The sequence below is a fragment of the Stenomitos rutilans genome (assembly GCF_059505485.1).
In genome coordinates this window covers 35,240-51,625 of sequence record NZ_JCACKR010000063.1, presented here as the reverse complement: position 1 = coordinate 51,625, position 16,386 = coordinate 35,240, and the positions used below count along the sequence as shown (strand labels likewise).

General features: G+C 51.7%; 17 protein-coding genes. 8 read left to right on the top strand and 9 right to left on the bottom strand.

From position 1 onward, the window contains the following. Nucleotides 1-9: 9 nt before the first annotated feature. The 5 genes from AC5JLP_RS11435 to AC5JLP_RS11415 form a co-directional block, all read right to left on the bottom strand. Nucleotides 10-699 (bottom strand): ABC transporter ATP-binding protein, encoded by a 690-nt coding sequence (locus AC5JLP_RS11435; protein ID WP_496068063.1) that lies wholly within the window; start codon nt 697-699, stop codon nt 10-12. Nucleotides 700-1,376: 677 nt separating this feature from the next. Then, on the bottom strand, nt 1,377-2,681 hold the full coding sequence (locus AC5JLP_RS11430; protein WP_496068062.1) for an ABC transporter permease: 1,305 nt from the start codon (nt 2,679-2,681) through the stop codon (nt 1,377-1,379). Between the two features lie 449 nt (nt 2,682-3,130). After that, nucleotides 3,131-4,531, bottom strand: coding sequence for an efflux RND transporter periplasmic adaptor subunit (locus tag AC5JLP_RS11425; RefSeq protein ID WP_496068061.1), 1,401 nt, complete (start codon nt 4,529-4,531; stop codon nt 3,131-3,133). 640 nt (nt 4,532-5,171) lie between these two features. Beyond that, the gene (locus AC5JLP_RS11420; RefSeq protein ID WP_496068060.1) at nt 5,172-5,513 is read right to left on the bottom strand and encodes a hypothetical protein; all 342 of its coding nucleotides are present in this window, start codon (nt 5,511-5,513) and stop codon (nt 5,172-5,174) included. 109 nt (nt 5,514-5,622) lie between these two features. Next, complete coding sequence (locus AC5JLP_RS11415; RefSeq protein ID WP_496068059.1) at nt 5,623-6,255, bottom strand: hypothetical protein; 633 nt, start codon at nt 6,253-6,255, stop codon at nt 5,623-5,625. 248 nt (nt 6,256-6,503) lie between these two features. Here AC5JLP_RS11415 and AC5JLP_RS11410 point away from each other — a divergent pair, with 248 nt between their 5' ends. Beyond that, on the top strand, nt 6,504-7,184 hold the full coding sequence (locus AC5JLP_RS11410; RefSeq protein ID WP_496068058.1) for a response regulator transcription factor: 681 nt from the start codon (nt 6,504-6,506) through the stop codon (nt 7,182-7,184). Next, nucleotides 7,181-8,668, top strand: a complete 1,488-nt coding sequence (locus AC5JLP_RS11405) for an ATP-binding protein (protein WP_496068057.1) — start codon at nt 7,181-7,183, stop codon at nt 8,666-8,668. Before AC5JLP_RS11410 ends, AC5JLP_RS11405 begins: the two co-directional genes overlap by 4 nt. 66 nt (nt 8,669-8,734) lie before the next feature. Here the strand turns inward: AC5JLP_RS11405 and AC5JLP_RS11400 are convergent, their stop codons facing one another. Together AC5JLP_RS11400 and AC5JLP_RS11395 are read right to left on the bottom strand one after the other, a co-directional pair. Further along, entirely contained in the window at nt 8,735-9,223 is a 489-nt protein-coding gene (locus AC5JLP_RS11400; protein ID WP_496068056.1) for a molybdenum cofactor biosynthesis protein MoaE, read from the bottom strand. 340 nt (nt 9,224-9,563) lie between these two features. Beyond that, the gene (locus AC5JLP_RS11395; protein ID WP_496068055.1) at nt 9,564-9,722 is read right to left on the bottom strand and encodes a hypothetical protein; all 159 of its coding nucleotides are present in this window, start codon (nt 9,720-9,722) and stop codon (nt 9,564-9,566) included. 41 nt (nt 9,723-9,763) lie between these two features. On the opposite strand from AC5JLP_RS11395, the gene AC5JLP_RS11390 reads away from it, so the two are divergent. The 4 genes from AC5JLP_RS11390 to AC5JLP_RS11375 all read left to right on the top strand — a co-directional run bounded on the left by AC5JLP_RS11390 (nt 9,764) and on the right by AC5JLP_RS11375 (nt 12,389). Further along, a complete protein-coding gene (locus tag AC5JLP_RS11390) occupies nt 9,764-10,531 on the top strand; it encodes a YdcF family protein (protein WP_496068054.1) in 768 nt (255 codons plus the stop codon). A gap of 308 nt (nt 10,532-10,839) precedes the next feature. After that, nucleotides 10,840-11,679, top strand: coding sequence for a YdcF family protein (locus AC5JLP_RS11385; protein ID WP_496068053.1), 840 nt, complete (start codon nt 10,840-10,842; stop codon nt 11,677-11,679). A gap of 80 nt (nt 11,680-11,759) precedes the next feature. Then, complete coding sequence (locus tag AC5JLP_RS11380; protein ID WP_496068093.1) at nt 11,760-12,059, top strand: nucleotidyltransferase family protein; 300 nt, start codon at nt 11,760-11,762, stop codon at nt 12,057-12,059. A 120-nt stretch (nt 12,060-12,179) separates the two neighbouring features. After that, the gene (locus tag AC5JLP_RS11375; RefSeq protein WP_496068052.1) at nt 12,180-12,389 is read left to right on the top strand and encodes a HepT-like ribonuclease domain-containing protein; all 210 of its coding nucleotides are present in this window, start codon (nt 12,180-12,182) and stop codon (nt 12,387-12,389) included. A gap of 156 nt (nt 12,390-12,545) precedes the next feature. Here the strand turns inward: AC5JLP_RS11375 and AC5JLP_RS11370 are convergent, their stop codons facing one another. Continuing rightward, complete coding sequence (locus tag AC5JLP_RS11370; protein WP_496068051.1) at nt 12,546-13,628, bottom strand: aspartate carbamoyltransferase catalytic subunit; 1,083 nt, start codon at nt 13,626-13,628, stop codon at nt 12,546-12,548. On the opposite strand from AC5JLP_RS11370, the gene AC5JLP_RS11365 reads away from it, so the two are divergent. Beyond that, nucleotides 13,627-14,181 carry an isochorismate lyase gene (locus AC5JLP_RS11365; RefSeq protein WP_496068050.1) on the top strand — a complete coding sequence of 185 codons (555 nt, stop codon included), beginning with the start codon at nt 13,627-13,629 and terminating at the stop codon, nt 14,179-14,181. The genes AC5JLP_RS11370 and AC5JLP_RS11365 overlap by 2 nt on opposite strands. A gap of 10 nt (nt 14,182-14,191) precedes the next feature. On the opposite strand, the gene mgtE is transcribed toward AC5JLP_RS11365, so the two are convergent. After that, nucleotides 14,192-15,541: a magnesium transporter gene (gene mgtE, locus AC5JLP_RS11360; RefSeq protein ID WP_496068049.1), complete on the bottom strand. Its 1,350-nt coding sequence runs from the start codon at nt 15,539-15,541 to the stop codon at nt 14,192-14,194. 221 nt (nt 15,542-15,762) lie between these two features. On the opposite strand from mgtE, the gene AC5JLP_RS11355 reads away from it, so the two are divergent. Beyond that, the gene (locus AC5JLP_RS11355) at nt 15,763-16,347 is read left to right on the top strand and encodes a hypothetical protein (RefSeq protein ID WP_496068048.1); all 585 of its coding nucleotides are present in this window, start codon (nt 15,763-15,765) and stop codon (nt 16,345-16,347) included. The last annotated feature ends 39 nt before the right edge of the window (nt 16,348-16,386 follow it).

The window sequence follows — 16,386 nt, the reverse complement described above, 5'->3', positions numbered from 1 at the left end:
GGTCAGTAGTTAATGTGCCAGGGCTGCGGGACGGGTGACTAAACCATCTTTGACGTAGATTGTGCGATGGGTTTGGTTCGCCACATCCAGTTCGTGCGTCACAATGACGATCGTGATGCCCTGTTGATTCAATTCCGTCATTAAATCCATCACTTCTTGAGAAGTCTGTGTATCCAAAGCCCCTGTGGGTTCATCTGCCAGCACCAGCGCAGGACGGTTGACCAGGGCACGAGCGATCGCGACTCGCTGCTGTTGTCCTCCCGAAAGTTGATTGGGGCGGTTATTCATGCGATCGACTAAACCAACGTGCGCCAATGCTTCCGCCGCTCGTCGTCGCCGCTGGGCTTTGGGCACACCAGCGTACACCATTGGCAGCATCACATTTTCGAGCGCAGTGGCACGAGGCAGCAGGTTGAATTGCTGAAACACAAACCCAATCCGGCGATTGCGGATGTACGCCAGTTCATCATTGGTGAGCGTGGTTAAATCTCTGTTTTCGAGAAGGTAATGTCCAGCAGAGGGGCGATCGAGACAGCCAAGAATGTTCATCAGCGTCGATTTTCCCGAACCCGACATGCCCATAATGGCGACGTATTCGCCTTCTTCAATGGATAGGTCAATGCCCTTGAGTACAGGCACATTTACTTCACCCAGTCGATAGGTTTTCCGAATGTCTTCCATCCAAATCATGGTTGCCATGTTGAGTAATCCTTTTAATGAGTAGTTTGCACATGAGGAGAGCAGGGGAAGCAGGGGGAGCGGAGAAGGCAGGGGAAGCAGTTGTAGGATGGGTAAAGCTGTTCTGACACATCAGAAAAGGTGAGCGTAACCTATGCGGACAAAAGGTTTTGTGCTGTAGGGAAGCTAGAGACAGTAGTTTCCAGTTGATGACTCAATACGTGAAACTGCATTTTTGACGGACATAACAGCAGTTTTATAGGTTATGGCGCATACCAGGTAAGATTGTGTTTGCTCACAGGAAAGATAACCATCTGTCGGATCAGAAGCCTTCTTGTAGTCACATTGAAATCCATTAAATTCCAAGAGCCATTTCGCATTCATGATGGAACTACCGATTGGAATCATGCGGCTCACCTCATTTCTCAAAAGACTGTCGTCTCTATTGAGCCAAATCTTTTTCCCAATTAGGATTGGTAGTGGGTTGCCAACACTACAGTGAGTGAGAAGCAAAACTAAGGGAGACGCAAGCAGCAGGGGAATTACAAACCTTTTCAGTTTCGGCATGGGTCGATGATGCAAATTTCAATCAACCCTAGCGACAAACCTCTCGCTATATCGAAACCTCTAGCCCACTTCCTCAACCGCCTCCCCTGCTTCCCCTGCCCCCTCTGCTTCCCTACTCCCTACTCCCTAGCTCAATCGCTCCTCAACGCCGTAATCGGGTCTAACTGCGCCGCATTCCGTGCAGGAATCACGCCTGCCACCAGCCCGATCGCGAAGGTTAAGCCAAAACCAAGGAGGATTGCCCAGATTGATAAGACGAATGGGAAGCTGAAGAGATTGGCAGCAGCAAAGGCGATCGCCACACCCAGACCAATGCCAATCACGCCACCCAATGCGGCAATCACGACCGCTTCGGCTAGGAACTGGCTCAGAACGGCGATGCTGGTGGCACCGATCGCTTTACGAACTCCAATCTCTCGCGTGCGTTCCACCACAGACACCAGCATGATATTCGCGATGCCAATGCCGCCAACGATGAGGGATATACCCGCGATCGCCACAACCATCACCGTAAGCAGCTTCGAGGTGCTGGTCAACGTTTCAATCACATCGGCTGAATTGATAATCCGAAAATCATCTTTATTGCCTTTCTCTGGAAAAATGCCGTGCCGTACCCGCAGAAGATTTGTAATTTGATACTGTGCTGCATCGAGCTGATCCTGACTTTTGACTTTGACGTAAACGCCCCGAATGGCAATGCCTTTCACCGCATTGTTTCCCACCAGGCGAGCAGACATATTGGTGAGTGGCAGATAAATTTGTTCATCTGGGCTTTGGGGGCCTTGTGAACCTTTCGTTTCCATCACGCCGATGACATCATAGGTTTGCCCTTGAATGCGGATTTGGGCACCTTCAGCCGTGCTGCCTGTCCCCAACAACTCATCACGAGCAGTAGGCCCCAGAACTGCTACAGGCGAGGCAGCATCCACTTCTTCTTGCGTGAAAAATCGGCCCGTTTGTGGGTGTGTATTTCGCACATCGGGATAATTTACATCCGTGCCGATGATGGTCATGGAGTTGTTGTTTTGGTCGTAAACCACCTGCGCGTTTTGCTGCAAGAACGCCGAGACACGATCAACGCCAATCACCTGCTGCCCGATCGCCTGAGCATCTTCCAACGTTAGGGTGGTGGCACTTCCCGCACCCTGCTGCACCGATCCACTTCTGGCTGCACCCGATTGCACTTGCAAAATGTCAGTACCAAGGGATTGCAAGCGTTGCTCCGTCGATTTCTGCGTACCCTGACCGATCGCCGTCACCGCAATGACCGCCGTAATGCCAATAACAATGCCCAGCATGGTGAGCACCGTGCGAAGTTTGTTGCTCCAGAGTGCCTCGATCGCCATCGTCAGAATTTCGCCGAACGAGATTGATGTACTCCGCTGCATCAGAATGGATGCTTGTTTGAGGGGTGGTTTGCGATCGTGTGTTTTCATGCCGAAACCTCGGTGGAGAAGGGATGAGGGATGAGGAATGAGGAGTGAGGTTGGAAGATGGAGCTTTAAGGTTAAAATGTTGAACCTTTAAGGTTAAAAGTTGAGATCTGAACTTAAAAGATTTAGCTCTGAACTCGAAAGATGAGGCTTTGAGCTTGAAAGATCAAGCTTTGAACTCGGATGATTAAGTTTAAGAGTCAAAACGTCGAGCTTTGAACTCGGAGAGTGGAGCTTTGAACTCGGAGAGTGGAGCTTTGAACTTGGACTATGGAGCTTTGAACTTGGAAGGTAGAGCTTAAAGGTCGAAAGATGGAGCTTTGAACCCGGAGAGTGGAGCTTTGAACTCGGAGTGGCAAGTCTAGGGGTCGAAAGATGCAGCTTAGAGCGTCAACTTAACCTTCTGCCTTCTGCCTCCCCCGCTTCCTCTGCCTCCCCGCCTCTGTCTTCATCTAAAACGGCGGCGGTCCTCCCATCCCAGCACCGCTCATTCCCCCTGCCCCGCTCCTTCCACTGGCATTACCGCTTCGATTAGAAGCGCCTGTCCCCGAAGCTCCGGCTGGTGCGCTGACTAAGACTTTTTCATTGCCTTGCAAACCAGAGCGGACTTCGGTCTTGTTGTTGATGGTGGCTCCAGTGGTAACGGGTATAAATTTGGCTTTCCCGTCTGGGGTGAGTACGCGGACAGCGGTGCCGTTTTGCTGACGGGCGATCGCGACGGTCGGTACGGTCAGAACGTTATCCAACTTACCTGCATCAAATTTGGCATCCACATTCATACCGGGATGCAACAGCTTTTTAGGATCGGTAAGCGCCACTTTCACCTTAAAGCTCGTGACGTTCGAGGTGACGGTTGCCTCTGCCGCCACCTGAGACACTTTGCCCTGAAAGGTTTGATCGGGATAGGCATCGGCGGTGATGGTGACAGTTTGCCCCAGCTTAATCTTGCCAATATCGGTTTCAGCTACATCTGCGGAAACTTGATAGGTGGAGGCCAGCGACAAAATAGACGACGAAGTGGCAGATGAAACCGAACTTCCAGAGGTGGTGGGGGTGACGAAATCACCGGGGTCAGCATATTTTGCCGTCACAATACCGCTAAAGGGAGCACGGATAACGGCATCTTCAATCTGCGTTTGGATGGTTTTCAAACTGCCTTCTGCTTGCGTCACCTGAGCGCGTGCCTGGGCAATATCTTCTGTGCGATTGCCAACTTGCAATAGCTTGAGTGCCTGTTGCGCTTTGTCTACTGCTGCCTGATTGGTGTCTCGCGTGGTGCGGTATTGGCTCACCGATTGGGCAGAAATGGCTCCTGACTGATACAGTTGCTCATACCGTTGAAGATCTGCCTGTGACTGACTCAATGTAACTTGAGCGCTTCTCACGGTAGACTCTGCCTGAGCAATATCTTCAGGGCGGTTGCCAGCTTCGAGCTTCTGCAAGTTTGCTTGAGCCGATGCCAGCGAACCCTGTGCTTGAATCAGTTGCCCTTGCAGGTCTGAGTCATCCATGTAGGCCAGGGGTCGCCCTGCTTGCACTACGTCGCCTTCATCGACGATCAAACTTTTGAGCCGTCCAGAACTTTTGGGGCTGACGTTGGTGGATTGTTTGGCTTCTACCGTACCATTGGCGGCGATCGTGATGGGAATCGTTTCACGCGAGACAGGAACCGTGATTTGTTTGCCCCTTGCTGCCTGACTGGTGGAAGCAATGGTTTGGCGATAAACCAAATAGCCACCACCTGACAGGGAGCTGAGGAGCAGTAGGCCCATCAACCATTTAGTCCACCGCTGTCTCATGATACGGTTGGGCAACGGATTGAATGGAATAGCTTGGGGGGAATCAAGTGTCATAACGCTGCATTTGTTGGAAACAACAACGAATCATAGTGATGCTGTTCGATAGTTCCATTACGGCAGCCTAATATGACCGTTTCCCATCACCTTGAATTACAGTTTTGTCATTTATGGGAAAGGCAGAGGGTAGAGGAGGCAAGGGGAAGCGGGGGAGGCAGGGGAGGCGAGTATAGTTGGTCTATTAGTGCGTTAAATCCAAATCCTGCAGCATTTCCAAGAGGGTATCTTTCAGTCCTTTCGACGATGGCATTGCTCTATTCAAAACTAAACGTAGTGCCCTCGGCAACGCGATGGGAACGGGCTAGGGCGTGCTTTAAAGCCCTCGGAAGCCCCCAAATTTGGGGGCTTACAAACCAGCTTCAAAGTCCCTCAGCATTGGGGGCTTAAAGCCCTTTGGGCATACAAGAAAAGGGGGCAGAAGCTATCAGCAATGAAACGATTGAAGTTTTAAAACACTGCCTAGTAGGAGAAGCCCACGTCAGTCCGTTTCAACAGGCTTTGTTCTGTTAACCTGCAATTCATTGCAGAGCGTTGTTGCAAGTAGCGTTGCATTAAAAAAACGGACGATCGCCAATCGCCCGTTATCTTGCTTTAAATGAATCGCTTAATGCTCAACGGCAGATACACCCACGTCGCGTTAGCGTGTTTCCCAGTGGCCTTCTACCCATTTGCGACCAATGCCCAGGAAACCAGATTCCCAATGACCGGGTATCCAGACTCTTCGTTCGCGGCGATTTGCATCACGGCGAAGGGCTTCCCGTCGAGCTTCTTCGCGTCGAATGGCGTCACGTTGATCGTTGTCTCGGTCGCGATCGCTACGATTATCATCGTAGCGCTGGGCAACGATCACAGGAGTCTGACGCACTGCCAGAGGTGTAATTTCTGCGGCAGTAGCGGACTGAGATAGAAGGGTAGATGCACCGATCGATAAGGCACCGATCGGCAAAGCAAGTAGCGTGACTGCGATTTTATGATTCATCACCAAACATCCTTGCAATATGAACTCAATTAAGACATCTATGCGCATGTGGAGGTTTAATTTATGCCAACATCTCACCCTTAAGGCAGAGAAATGCGCTCCCTACTGATTAGGAGTTAGGAGGTGGTGCGCCGTTCTCGCTGGGTGGTTGAGCAGGTACACCCAGAGCATCCTTTAGCTGTTGTTCCGTTACACCCAGCTTGGCCGCAGCGGCAGCAAAATCAGGGCGAGGGGGGCGTTGACTAGGATCGCTGGGTGGTTGAGCGGGTACACCTAGAGCGTCCTTTAGCTGTTGCTCTGTAACGCCGAGCTTGGCCGCAGCGGCAGCAAAATCAGGGCCAGGGGGACGTTGGCTGCGATCGCCCGTGCGGCCCTGTTGACCAGGCGACTTAGCAGGCACTCCTAACGCTTGCTTGAGTTTGGCTTCGGTTGTGCCTAGTTTCGCGGCAGCGGCAGCAAAATCAGGACGAGGAGGACGCTGACTGCGATCGCTCGGTGGCTGCGATGGCACACCCAAAGCATCTTTTAACTGCTGTTCCGTCACGCCGAGCTTGGCAGCAGCAGCGGCAAAGTCGATACGGGGCGGTCTGCGTTGACCTTCGGGCGGTTGATTGGATGGTTGCGATGCTTGAGCAACTTGAGTCTTTAAATTAGCGGCATTGACTTGGTTGGAAGCGGCTAACCCAAACGAACCCATGAGTACGGGAATAGCTGTTGCGATTAAGATTCGACGCACGTTCATAGTAATCCTTTAGATGTTGATAGTAGAGCTGAAGCGGTGCTGCGGTCAGGATAATAGAAGAACAGTCGGTTCACCAGTCACCAATGACCTACTACAAAGGCACTGCCCAAATGGTTGTGTAGTCCGTAGTTAATTCCATCTAGCCTGCCCAAAATGACAGCTAACACTGCGTGTGAATTACAGTTTTGTCATTTAAGTTGAGGAAGGGTGACCCTACAATGGAGCAGTTGGTAAGCAGTAAGTGACTTGTGAACGTCCTGTTTGTCGAAGATGAAGCAAAAATAGCTGACTTTGTCCGTGCGGGGTTGAAGGAGCAGGGCTTTGTCGTAGACTATTGCGACAATGGTGACGATGGGTATCTGAGAGCGTTAGATCACGACTACGACGCGATCGTGCTGGATATCATGGTGCCCGGCAAAGATGGCTTGGCGATTTTGAAACAGCTTCGGCGCGAAGGTCGGAATGCGCCCGTGATTTTGTTGACTGCCCGCAATGAACTGGACGATCGCCTGCAAGGGTTGAATCTGGGCGCTGATGATTACATTGCCAAACCGTTCTTTGTGGAAGAGTTAGCCGCTCGCATCCATGCAGTGGTGCGTCGTAGCATCGGTGAACGCCAAAATTTGCTCACAGTTGGTTCGCTTAAGCTCGATCGCATCACCCGCGAAGTGACCTGCCAGCAACGGGCCATTGAACTCACCAGCCGGGAATTTAATTTGCTGGAATACCTGATGCGATCGCCGGGACGGGTGTTCACGCGCACCCAAATTTTGGAACACGTTTGGGGATACGACTTCAACCCCAATACCAATGTGGTCGATGTTTGCATCCAACGGATTCGCAAGAAAATTGATCCCATTGACGACACTGGCTGGATTGAAAGCATTCGTGGGGTTGGCTATCGGTTTCGCAAGCCTGACCTAGTATGAAATGGCATTCCTTCCAATGGCAATCGTTTCGGTTACGAGTGGCGCTGCTGTCCGCGATGTTGGCAGGTACTGCCCTTATTGGGTTTGCGGCAGTCTCCTGGTTTCAAATTTATACCGCGAAGATTAGCCGTCTGGATGCTGAACTGGTGAATCAATTGCTGCGTGCACCACGTTTGCGAGAGCCAGAACGCTGGGATTTCTACGGCAGCACCTTAGCCTATGCGTTTGGAGCCAATACCAAAACACCGATCGCGCTACTGGTGCTGGATGGGAACGGTAACACGCTATATCAAACAAACGCTCTGCCTGCTGACCAGAGTGTGAACTCATTGCTTATTCGACAGTTGAAACTTGCACCACCAGCGCCGCTAAGGGGGCAACCACCACCATTGCCCCCTCGATCGGACTCACCAAACAATCCATCACGTCCAGCGTCGCGTCTATCACCCCCTCGCCCGCAGTTTGTCACTGAACGAACAACCACCGGAGACTGGCGCATTGGGGCCGCAAACTTTCCTGAACTAAGCGTTGCGATCGCCGTCAACCTCCAAACCATCAATCAGGAGATGGGTACCATTCGCAGTATCTTCCTGATTTCCATTCCCGGTGTGCTTTTATTGGTCGCGGGTGGTGCCTGGTTGGTTGCTGGCAGCGCGTTACGTCCAATTCATCAATTAACCGATGTGATTCAACAAGTAACCGTTAAAGGACTCGACCAACGCATTCCTACGGGGACAACAGACAGTGAATTTATCGAACTGATTCAGGTGTTTAACCAGATGCTAGAACGTCTAGAGCGCAGCTTTACCCAGGCTTCTCGCTTTAGCGCCGACGCAGCCCATGAACTTAAAACGCCGCTAACAATTCTGCAAGGTGAACTGGAGCGATCGCTTCAACAAGTACCGTCTGGTTCTGAAGTGCAGCAACGCTTGAGCAACCTGCTAGATGAGGTACGTCGCCTGAGTAGCATTATGCGGAAACTTTTGCTGCTGTCCCTAGCCGACGCAGGACACATGAGTTTGCACACAGTTTCGGTGGAAATTTCCATTTTGTTGGAGGAAATGCTGGAAGATCTAGAACTGCTGGCTCCCCATCTGAAGGTGCAAACTGTCATTCCCAAAGGGTTGTGGGTGGAGGGCGATCGCGATCTCCTGATGCAAGTCCTGCAAAACCTGTTCAGCAATGCGATTAAATACAATCTTCCCGATGGTTGGATTACGCTTGACGCACACCAAACGGACAAGACCGTGACCATAACCATTGGCAATGCCTCTAAACCCATCCCCGTGAGCGATCGCGATCGTATCTTCGATCGCTTCCATCGCGGTGATCCTGCCCGTACCCGCAAAGTCGAAGGCATTGGGCTGGGGCTGAGCCTGGCACGCGAAATTGTCCGCGCTCACGGTGGTTCACTAACCCTTGACCTGGCGATCGCTGACCACACTGCCTTCAGGCTGACCTTACCCACAGCAGTGAAACGCTAAGCTCCTACTGATGCTGATGGATTGAGCGAACGGCCAGACACGCACTGGCATCAGGCAGGTGAATCATTAGCAAACTGCTCCCGGCTGTTCACAAGCACCAATACTGACCCAACTGCTGGAGCCGTCTGCCCAGTGCTCTTTCTTCCAAATGGGGGCGTTGTGTTTGAGGGTGTCGATCGCGTACTGGCATGCCTCGAATGCTTCTGCCCGATGGGGACAACCGACAGCCACTAGCACGCTGATTTCGCCAATTTCAAGCCGACCCGTGCGATGGTGAATGACAACGCGATTGGCATCCGACCAGCGCTGCCGGATTTCATGGGCAATTTGACGGAAGATTTGCAGTGCCATTGGCTCATACGCCTGATACTCCAGCGCGACCACTGGCTTACCATCCGTCTGATGTCTGACGGTGCCACTCATCACCACGATCGCGCCATTGGCATCATCTTCTGCCAGCGCATATGCCTCTGTGAGCGACAGCGGCGCAAAGGTGATGACCAAACTATCGCGGCTGTGTTGCGGGGTGGAGACGATGGGAAGTTTGGTTTGCATAAAAACACTTCAAGGGCAGCTTACAGCAGTTCTCAATCAAGGAAACTACAGTCGAATGGCACTGAAATAAGCAGAAACTAGGCCCCTTTTCTTGTGCGCCCAAAGGACTTTATGGTTCGGCTCCCCCAGATTTGGGAGTTGGGAGCGGTTCGGATTATTCTGTCAGTGTCATTCAACTACGGTCTTATTAAGGACGGGTGCAGGAGAACGGGTCGCAGATGTGGTGAAGCCAAACGAAAACGGCTGTAAATCTGTTGTCTCAGCGATACATCAACGTTGGATGAGTGTGGCTTTAATAGTGATCAGTGTAGCGGTTAATGAGCTAGAGCGCTGTCTGTGATCACTGTTGATCAATGTCTGTGATCAAGGGGCGACTTCCTGCATAAACATTTGTTAATACTGAAGAGGTTAAGGTAGTAACGATCGCATTGGGTGCACTGCCGACGACCATCGTTGCATACAGAATGAGATTGATCAGGTAACGCAATGCTAGACCCATCCCTGTGCCTACAAAAAACTCTTACAACTTCCTGGACTTCGTTGTCCTGGCAGATTTTTAGCTGGCTGACAACGCCTGCATTGATCATCCCGCCCTTAGTGCTTTTAACGTTGCTGCCGATGGTCTTGCGACGGTTGCGCTGGCGGCGGCGCATCAGTGCGCTAGGAGCGACGCTGTTATGCGTGTACTTGCTGACCCTCTCGCCTGCCATGATCAAGATCGGGAATCGTGTTTTGGTTAGTTTTCTTCCGTCCGATCCCGGCACAACCGCAGACGCGATCGTGGTGCTGGGGCGGGGGACGGCGATGCGATCGGAACGTGTGGATGTGTCTGCTCGTCTATGGGAGGCTCATCGCGCACCCCTAATCTTTGCGAGTGGTTGGGGTGACGCGCAGCAAATTGCCGACCTGTTGGAACAAAAGGGGATTCCGAGTACGGCGATCGCTGGTGAACCGTGTTCTCGCACGACAGAAGAAAACGCCCGTTTCACGGCAGCTATTTTGCAGCCCCAAAAGATTCATCGCATTCTGTTGGTGACCGATCCACCCCATATGTTGCGATCGCTTCTGACCTTTCGGAGCCTTGGGTTTGAGGTCGTACCGCATATCAACCCGCTACCGCAGCGCTTAGATACGAAGAAGAAGGCTTTTCTAGTGTTCCGAGAGTATTTGGGACTCGTTGGTTATGGGTTGCGGGGACGCTTTCTGCCCCGTGAGCCGTCTGCCGCAGATGTGAGTCCCACCGCGATCGCGCCTACTCAGAAGGTAATGCCGCCTGATGCACCGATTGCTTCAGTGCTTGCAAGTTAGTAGCAGGGCGATCGCTACTTCTTCCAGGGGTTTTTGGTGCCCATTTCTGTTTTGGCAGACCACACCAGATAAAGAATCAGCAACCCCACGCTGCTGAGGAAGAGAATCAGCTCGTTATCCATGAAAAGTTCACAGTCGCTATCCGTAATTTTCACATGAGCGACAAGGTTCGCAAGGGCAGGCAAATTAGAATAGCGCTAGCTAAGCAACCCTAGATGCTTTGCACCTATCTTGGCGTTAAGAACAGCAGGTTGTGATCGATCCACCCTGTCTTTTGCCATGATCAGCCCTTCTCAACGAACCCGTAAATGCTAGATTCTGTTTCATGTCCTCGGTCACACAGCCGCTGGGTCAGCCTGACCTGGTTGATTTCGGGCCGATTGACTCAGCCTCTAAGTTTATCCATTCGTTTGACGCTGCTAGCCTTCTTCCTGGTGCTGCTGGCTTTGGCGGCCTGGATGCTGTGGCAACCACCTCAACGGCGATGGCTTCAGCGACAGCTTCGGCATTGGCGCTGGAATCGCCGACGGACTCAGAGTGTTGTGGTATTAACGCTGATCTGTCTCCTGTTGACTTCGCCATCAGGCCTTGCGCTCGTAACAAAGGCGTTAACCAGTCAAATTCCACCCGATTCAGGCGCAAAGGCAGACGCGATCGTGGTGCTCGGCCGTGGTTCGCGGTTCATGTACGATCGCATTGATGCCACAGCCGCACTCTGGCAAGCAAACCGGGCCTCGCGCATCTTTGTAAGCGGACGGGGAGATTCCAAGCCGATCGTGCGTCAGTTGCTGGCAAAAGGCATTCCTGATACTGCGATCGAGGGTGAAAACTGCTCCCTGACCACAGAAGAAAACGCCCGCTTTACGGCAAACCTGCTGTTACCGCAAAGTGTCAAGCAGATTATTTTGGTTACGGATTATCCCCACATGTTGCGATCGCGGCTCACGTTTCAAAGTTATGGGTTTGAGGTCATTTCTCACCCCAATGCCCTGCCACTTGGGATGGGCTATCGCGAACGACTGGGAGTTGCAGTGAGAGAATACGGTGGCCTACTCAGTTACGTGATCCGGGGGCGTTTTGGCGAACGGGAATCGACGGATAGAAGGCAAGGAGAAAGTTGGAACCCAATTTCATCATCAACTCAATAAGCAACGCAGATGCTGGAGACCATTGCGCTCAATGGCAGGGCTGTGACTTATCATTAGTGTGGAGATAACTCTACGATCGTCTGGGCGTATCACAAGCTCAGCTGGTTGAGTTTTGCGAACGATGGCAGGTTGCTGAACTGGCGCTCTTTGGTTCTATCCTTCGGGATGACTTTCGCCCTGATAGCGATATAGATGTGTTAGTGGCTTACCAACCAGCCTCAAAACGAGGTTTGGTTGAAAAAATGACGATGCAAGAAGAATTACAAATACTCTTACATCGCAAGGTCGATTTGGTGAGCAAAAACGCGATCGAGCAAAGCCGTAACTGGATTCGACGCAGCAATATTCTGAATGCAGCAAAAGTGATTTATGTTGCGTGATCCAGAAGCTCTGCTCGATATCGTACAAGCCATCAAATTGATCTTTCAGTATGTTGAAGGAGTTAACCAGACGTTTTAGAGGGCAATATTGAAAAGCAAAATGCAATTCTTCGCCATATCATGATCATTGGCGAAGCAACTAAAAGGCTATCGCCAGGTTTCAAAGCACAACATCCAGATATTTCCTGGAAGCAGATTGCAGGTATGCGAGATGTTCTTACCCATGACTACGATGAAGTTGATCTCGACGAAGTTTGGGCAGTGATTAATGAAGATTTACCGCATTTGCTTAACTATATTGAACCATTGGTATCAACTGAAGAAGGCTAATTATTTAATCAATCTGCCCTTTTGCCAAAATCATTCAGCGAGCTTGTTATTGCAGCCTCTCAACCTTCATCCACTTAAAAAGTGTAGGTAATCCTAACGTGATGCCGTGGCAAAAGAACGCAGATTTTGACTTTTTGAGCAATCTTTAGACCTCCTTTAAAGTTTGCTGCTGCCCATGAGGTAGAGTAGCGCCATGCGGACTGCGACCCCGCTCGTTACCTGTTGCGAAATCAGGCTGCACTGGGGATCATCCATCAGCTCCGAGCTAATTTCGACCCCACGATTCACTGGCCCTGGATGGAGGACTTTGACATCGGGTTTACACAGTTTGAGGCGATCGCACGTCAGGCCAAACTGCTGGTGGTACTCCCGCAAGCTGGGTAGCAAATGACTAGTCATGCGCTCTTTCTGCAACCGCAACGTCATCACAAAATCGGCATCGCGGAGGGCGGGTTCCAGTGACCAGTGGAGGAAGAGCTTTCGGGGAAAGGATGAAGGATGTAGCTTGCTTCCGCTTTGCGGTGGGATGAAGGATGAATTTGGCTGCTCACTTTTATCCTTTAGCTCTAATCCTTTAGCCTTATCTTCCCTCACAAAATCAGCAAACAACTGCGGCAACAACGTCGGTGGCCCCGCCAGATGCACTTCGGCTCCGCTGGCAGTGAGGCTCCACAGGTTAGAACGAGCCACGCGGGAGTGGAGGATGTCACCAACGATCGCAATTTTTTTGTCTTTCAAGACCTCCAGCCTGGGATGGTCAGGGTCAAGCAGGGTGGTGATGGTGAATAGATCCAGCAACGCTTGGGAGGGATGTTCGTGCTGACCATCGCCAGCATTGAGGACTCCGACTCTCACGCCAAGACGATCCATTTCGTTGGCGATCGCTTGCGGTACGCCTGCTTCGCGGTGGCGAATCACCATCATGTCAGTGCCCATTGCCAGGTATGTTTTGGCGGTATCAAGGATGGTTTCGCCTTTACTCAACGATGATGTTCCCGGCGCAAAGTTGAGCGTATCGGCAGAGAGGCGCTTGGCTGCCAACTCAAAGCTGCTACGAGTGCGGGTTGATGACTCAAAAAACAGATTCGCCACCACTTGTCCCTGCAAGGTCGGTACTTTCTTGGTGCGACGTGACAACACCTCACGAAAGCTGTTGGCTGTTTGCAGAACCGTGTCGTACTCATCGGGGGTGAAGTCCGCCAAGGATAGGATGTGATGCCGATTCCAGGTAACGCTCATGAGAAAAGAAGAAGAGAGTGATGGCGACGAGTCTGCTGATGCAGCAGGAATGTCAAAGCCCTGCACCCGTATTTGGGGGACATACATGGCGATCGAGTGCAAACGCACCCACACTAAGGTACATCCTTTAGACTTCTCACTTGACAAGTGCCATCAGGGTAAACTCTTGCTATGGCGCTTCGTTAACAGACGCAAGCTAACCCCACCCACCAAACTGTGCAGGCTTATGAAGGTACCAGATGAGTGCGCAAATATGGCGGAGATTCGAGCTGAAATCGATCGGCTAGACCGTCAATTGATTGCCTTGCTAGGTCAGCGTTTCGCCTACGTCAAAGCTGCTTCTAAATTTAAGACCAGTGAAACAACGGTCAGAGCGCCCGATCGCTTGCAAGCGATGCTCAAACAACGTCGCCTTTGGGCGGAAGCGGAAGGCTTAAACGCTGATGCCATTGAAAAAATGTACCAGGATTTGGTGAATCACTTTACTGATGAAGAGATGAAGCACTGGAAGCAAAACACCTGTGGGGCGGAACCGTCCCAGGGGATAGCGTGAATTGCCCAGACTATGGTGAAACGAACCGCAGCACGATCGTGATCAGCGTTAGGAACAGAATAAACCCGATTGTGTCTAGCATCGTTGTGACCAGTGGCCCACTAACCAACGCTGGATCGAGCTTGAGCCGCTTCAAGCCCATTGGCAATAGCGTGCCCAACGTGACGGCAACGAGCGTATTAGCTGCCATCACAAAGCCTGCCACCAGTGCAACCCAGCGCTCGTTTGGCGGAGTCCAGATCAGCGCTAGCATAATCATGGTTAAGCCAAGGGTGATCGCGGCTCCGACTCCTGCCACCAGTTCCTTCCGGAGAATTTTGAGCGTGTCATGGGGAGTCACTTCACCCACCCCAAGCGATCGAATTGTCACGGTGAGCGCCTGAATACCAACAGTACCGCCCGTATTTGAGAACAGGGGCATGATCACGGCCAAGACAGGCACCATCGCGATCGTTTTTTGGAAGGGCGCGATCGCGCTTGAGGCTCCGATATATAGCGCCATAATACCCAGCAGCCAAGGCAACCGATTGCGCAGCTTGATCAATGGGTGAGACAGAGAGGATTCGTCCCCGTTGCCCACACCCGCTAACCGCTGAATGTCCTCAGTGGCCTCTTCTTCTAGAATGTCGATCACATCATCAATGGTGATGATGCCCACTAAGCGATCTTCGTGATCGACCACAGGCAGCGCTAGCAAGTCGTAGCGTTTCATCAATTGCGCCACTTCTTCTTGAAGCGTGTCGGTGTAGACCTTGAGCACGCGATCGCTGGCAATGTCACCAATCAGCGCTTCTGGAAGCGAAAAGACTAATTGTCGCAGCGATACCACCTGTACTAGCTTGCGGTTGTCATCAGTGACGTAGGCGTAGTAGACCGTTTCCTTATCCTGGTCATTCAAGCGAATCTTGCTCAGCGCTTGAGCAACGGTTAAGCCCTGCCGCAACCGCACATATTCGGTGGTCATCACCCGTCCAGCCGTCCCTTCTGGATAGCCCAGAATGGTTGCTGTAGCTTGCCGTTCACCCGGACTAAGCTGCTGGATCAAGCGTCTAACTACGCCAGCGGGCAATTCATCGAACAATTCAGCACGATCGTCCGGGCGCATCCCCTCTACAAGCTGACACACCTGAGCATCGTGCAAATAGCCAATGAGTTCCTCGCGGACATCCTGGTCAAGATATTCAAAAACTTCAGTTGCCTGACCTTTGTTGAGCAAACGGAAGGTGATCGCACGCCGTTCGGGTGGCAGATCTTCAATGTAATCCCCGATATCAACGGGCTGGAGCTGGTTTAGCTCTAGCTTTAAACGATTCAAGTCGGCAATATCCGACAGTGAAGTACGACCTTCCTGGGTTAGCATAGCGTCTCCTAAATCTCCCCCGCGCTGGGAGATGGAGGCTCACCAGGTTAGAGGAGGGTATTACTGTAAGGTGATGGACTAGAGTCCATGAAATCCACAAAATGCGACATCGGTACTAGCTATAAGTACCGCTGAGCTTATGCTAACCCTTCTTAGTCCAGTACACAATGTAAAGAAGGACACTTCTTTAAAAGATCGATCTATAGGATTACTCCTGAGTTATGAATGCCTCCCTTTCTTCCCTCATCACAGGCATGGTAGGCCTGCTCCTACTTAGTTTGACCAGTTGTGGCGTTGCGCCACCCCCGGAAAGCACCCCTTCTGCGAGTGTCCCTTCTGCGAGTGTCCCTTCTGCGAGTGTCCCTTCTGCGAGTGTCCCTTCTGCAGGTAGTAGTCCTACAACAACACCCTCGGCGATCGCCCAATCTCTAGGGCCCATCAAACCGACACCTTCTGTCAAAATGACGACAATCAATCTCTACAAGGTGGATAATCGTTGTGCTGCGCTAACCCCTGAAAAAGTGACGATCGCGGCAAACCAATCGCTTGAAGGCGCGATCGCCAAGGTGCTAGAAGAAACCGACAGCGGCGACTTTACCATTGCAGGCTATCGGATCAGCCGCGAAGGGAACCGGGCGATCATCGATCTTCGTCTTCCTGCCAATGCCAAACGCCAGTTTCGATCGCTCTCAAGCTGCGAACAGCTCGCCCTCTTCGGCGGCATCCGCAAAACGCTCATTGATAATGTCCAGTGGCGAATCAAATCGGTGCAGTTCACAGAGAAAGGAGAGGAGATTGTGCTGTAGGAAAGGATAAAGGATGAAGGCTAAAGGCTAAATTGGGAG

Excerpts from the sequence above, each read along its gene's own strand:
- AC5JLP_RS11435 (WP_496068063.1), bottom strand. The coding sequence starts at position 699 with ATGGCAACCATGATTTGGATGGAAGACATTCGGAAAACCTATCGACTG.
- AC5JLP_RS11430 (WP_496068062.1), bottom strand. The coding sequence starts at position 2,681 with ATGAAAACACACGATCGCAAACCACCCCTCAAACAAGCATCCATTCTG.
- AC5JLP_RS11425 (WP_496068061.1), bottom strand. The coding sequence starts at position 4,531 with ATGACACTTGATTCCCCCCAAGCTATTCCATTCAATCCGTTGCCCAAC.
- AC5JLP_RS11420 (WP_496068060.1), bottom strand. The coding sequence starts at position 5,513 with ATGAATCATAAAATCGCAGTCACGCTACTTGCTTTGCCGATCGGTGCC.
- AC5JLP_RS11415 (WP_496068059.1), bottom strand. The coding sequence starts at position 6,255 with ATGAACGTGCGTCGAATCTTAATCGCAACAGCTATTCCCGTACTCATG.
- AC5JLP_RS11405 (WP_496068057.1), top strand. The coding sequence starts at position 7,181 with ATGAAATGGCATTCCTTCCAATGGCAATCGTTTCGGTTACGAGTGGCG.
- AC5JLP_RS11400 (WP_496068056.1), bottom strand. The coding sequence starts at position 9,223 with ATGCAAACCAAACTTCCCATCGTCTCCACCCCGCAACACAGCCGCGAT.
- AC5JLP_RS11395 (WP_496068055.1), bottom strand. The coding sequence starts at position 9,722 with ATGGGTCTAGCATTGCGTTACCTGATCAATCTCATTCTGTATGCAACG.
- AC5JLP_RS11385 (WP_496068053.1), top strand. The coding sequence starts at position 10,840 with ATGCTAGATTCTGTTTCATGTCCTCGGTCACACAGCCGCTGGGTCAGC.
- AC5JLP_RS11375 (WP_496068052.1), top strand. The coding sequence starts at position 12,180 with ATGATCATTGGCGAAGCAACTAAAAGGCTATCGCCAGGTTTCAAAGCA.
- AC5JLP_RS11365 (WP_496068050.1), top strand. The coding sequence starts at position 13,627 with ATGAGAAAAGAAGAAGAGAGTGATGGCGACGAGTCTGCTGATGCAGCA.
- AC5JLP_RS11370 (WP_496068051.1), bottom strand. The coding sequence starts at position 13,628 with ATGAGCGTTACCTGGAATCGGCATCACATCCTATCCTTGGCGGACTTC.
- mgtE (WP_496068049.1), bottom strand. The coding sequence starts at position 15,541 with ATGCTAACCCAGGAAGGTCGTACTTCACTGTCGGATATTGCCGACTTG.
- AC5JLP_RS11355 (WP_496068048.1), top strand. The coding sequence starts at position 15,763 with ATGAATGCCTCCCTTTCTTCCCTCATCACAGGCATGGTAGGCCTGCTC.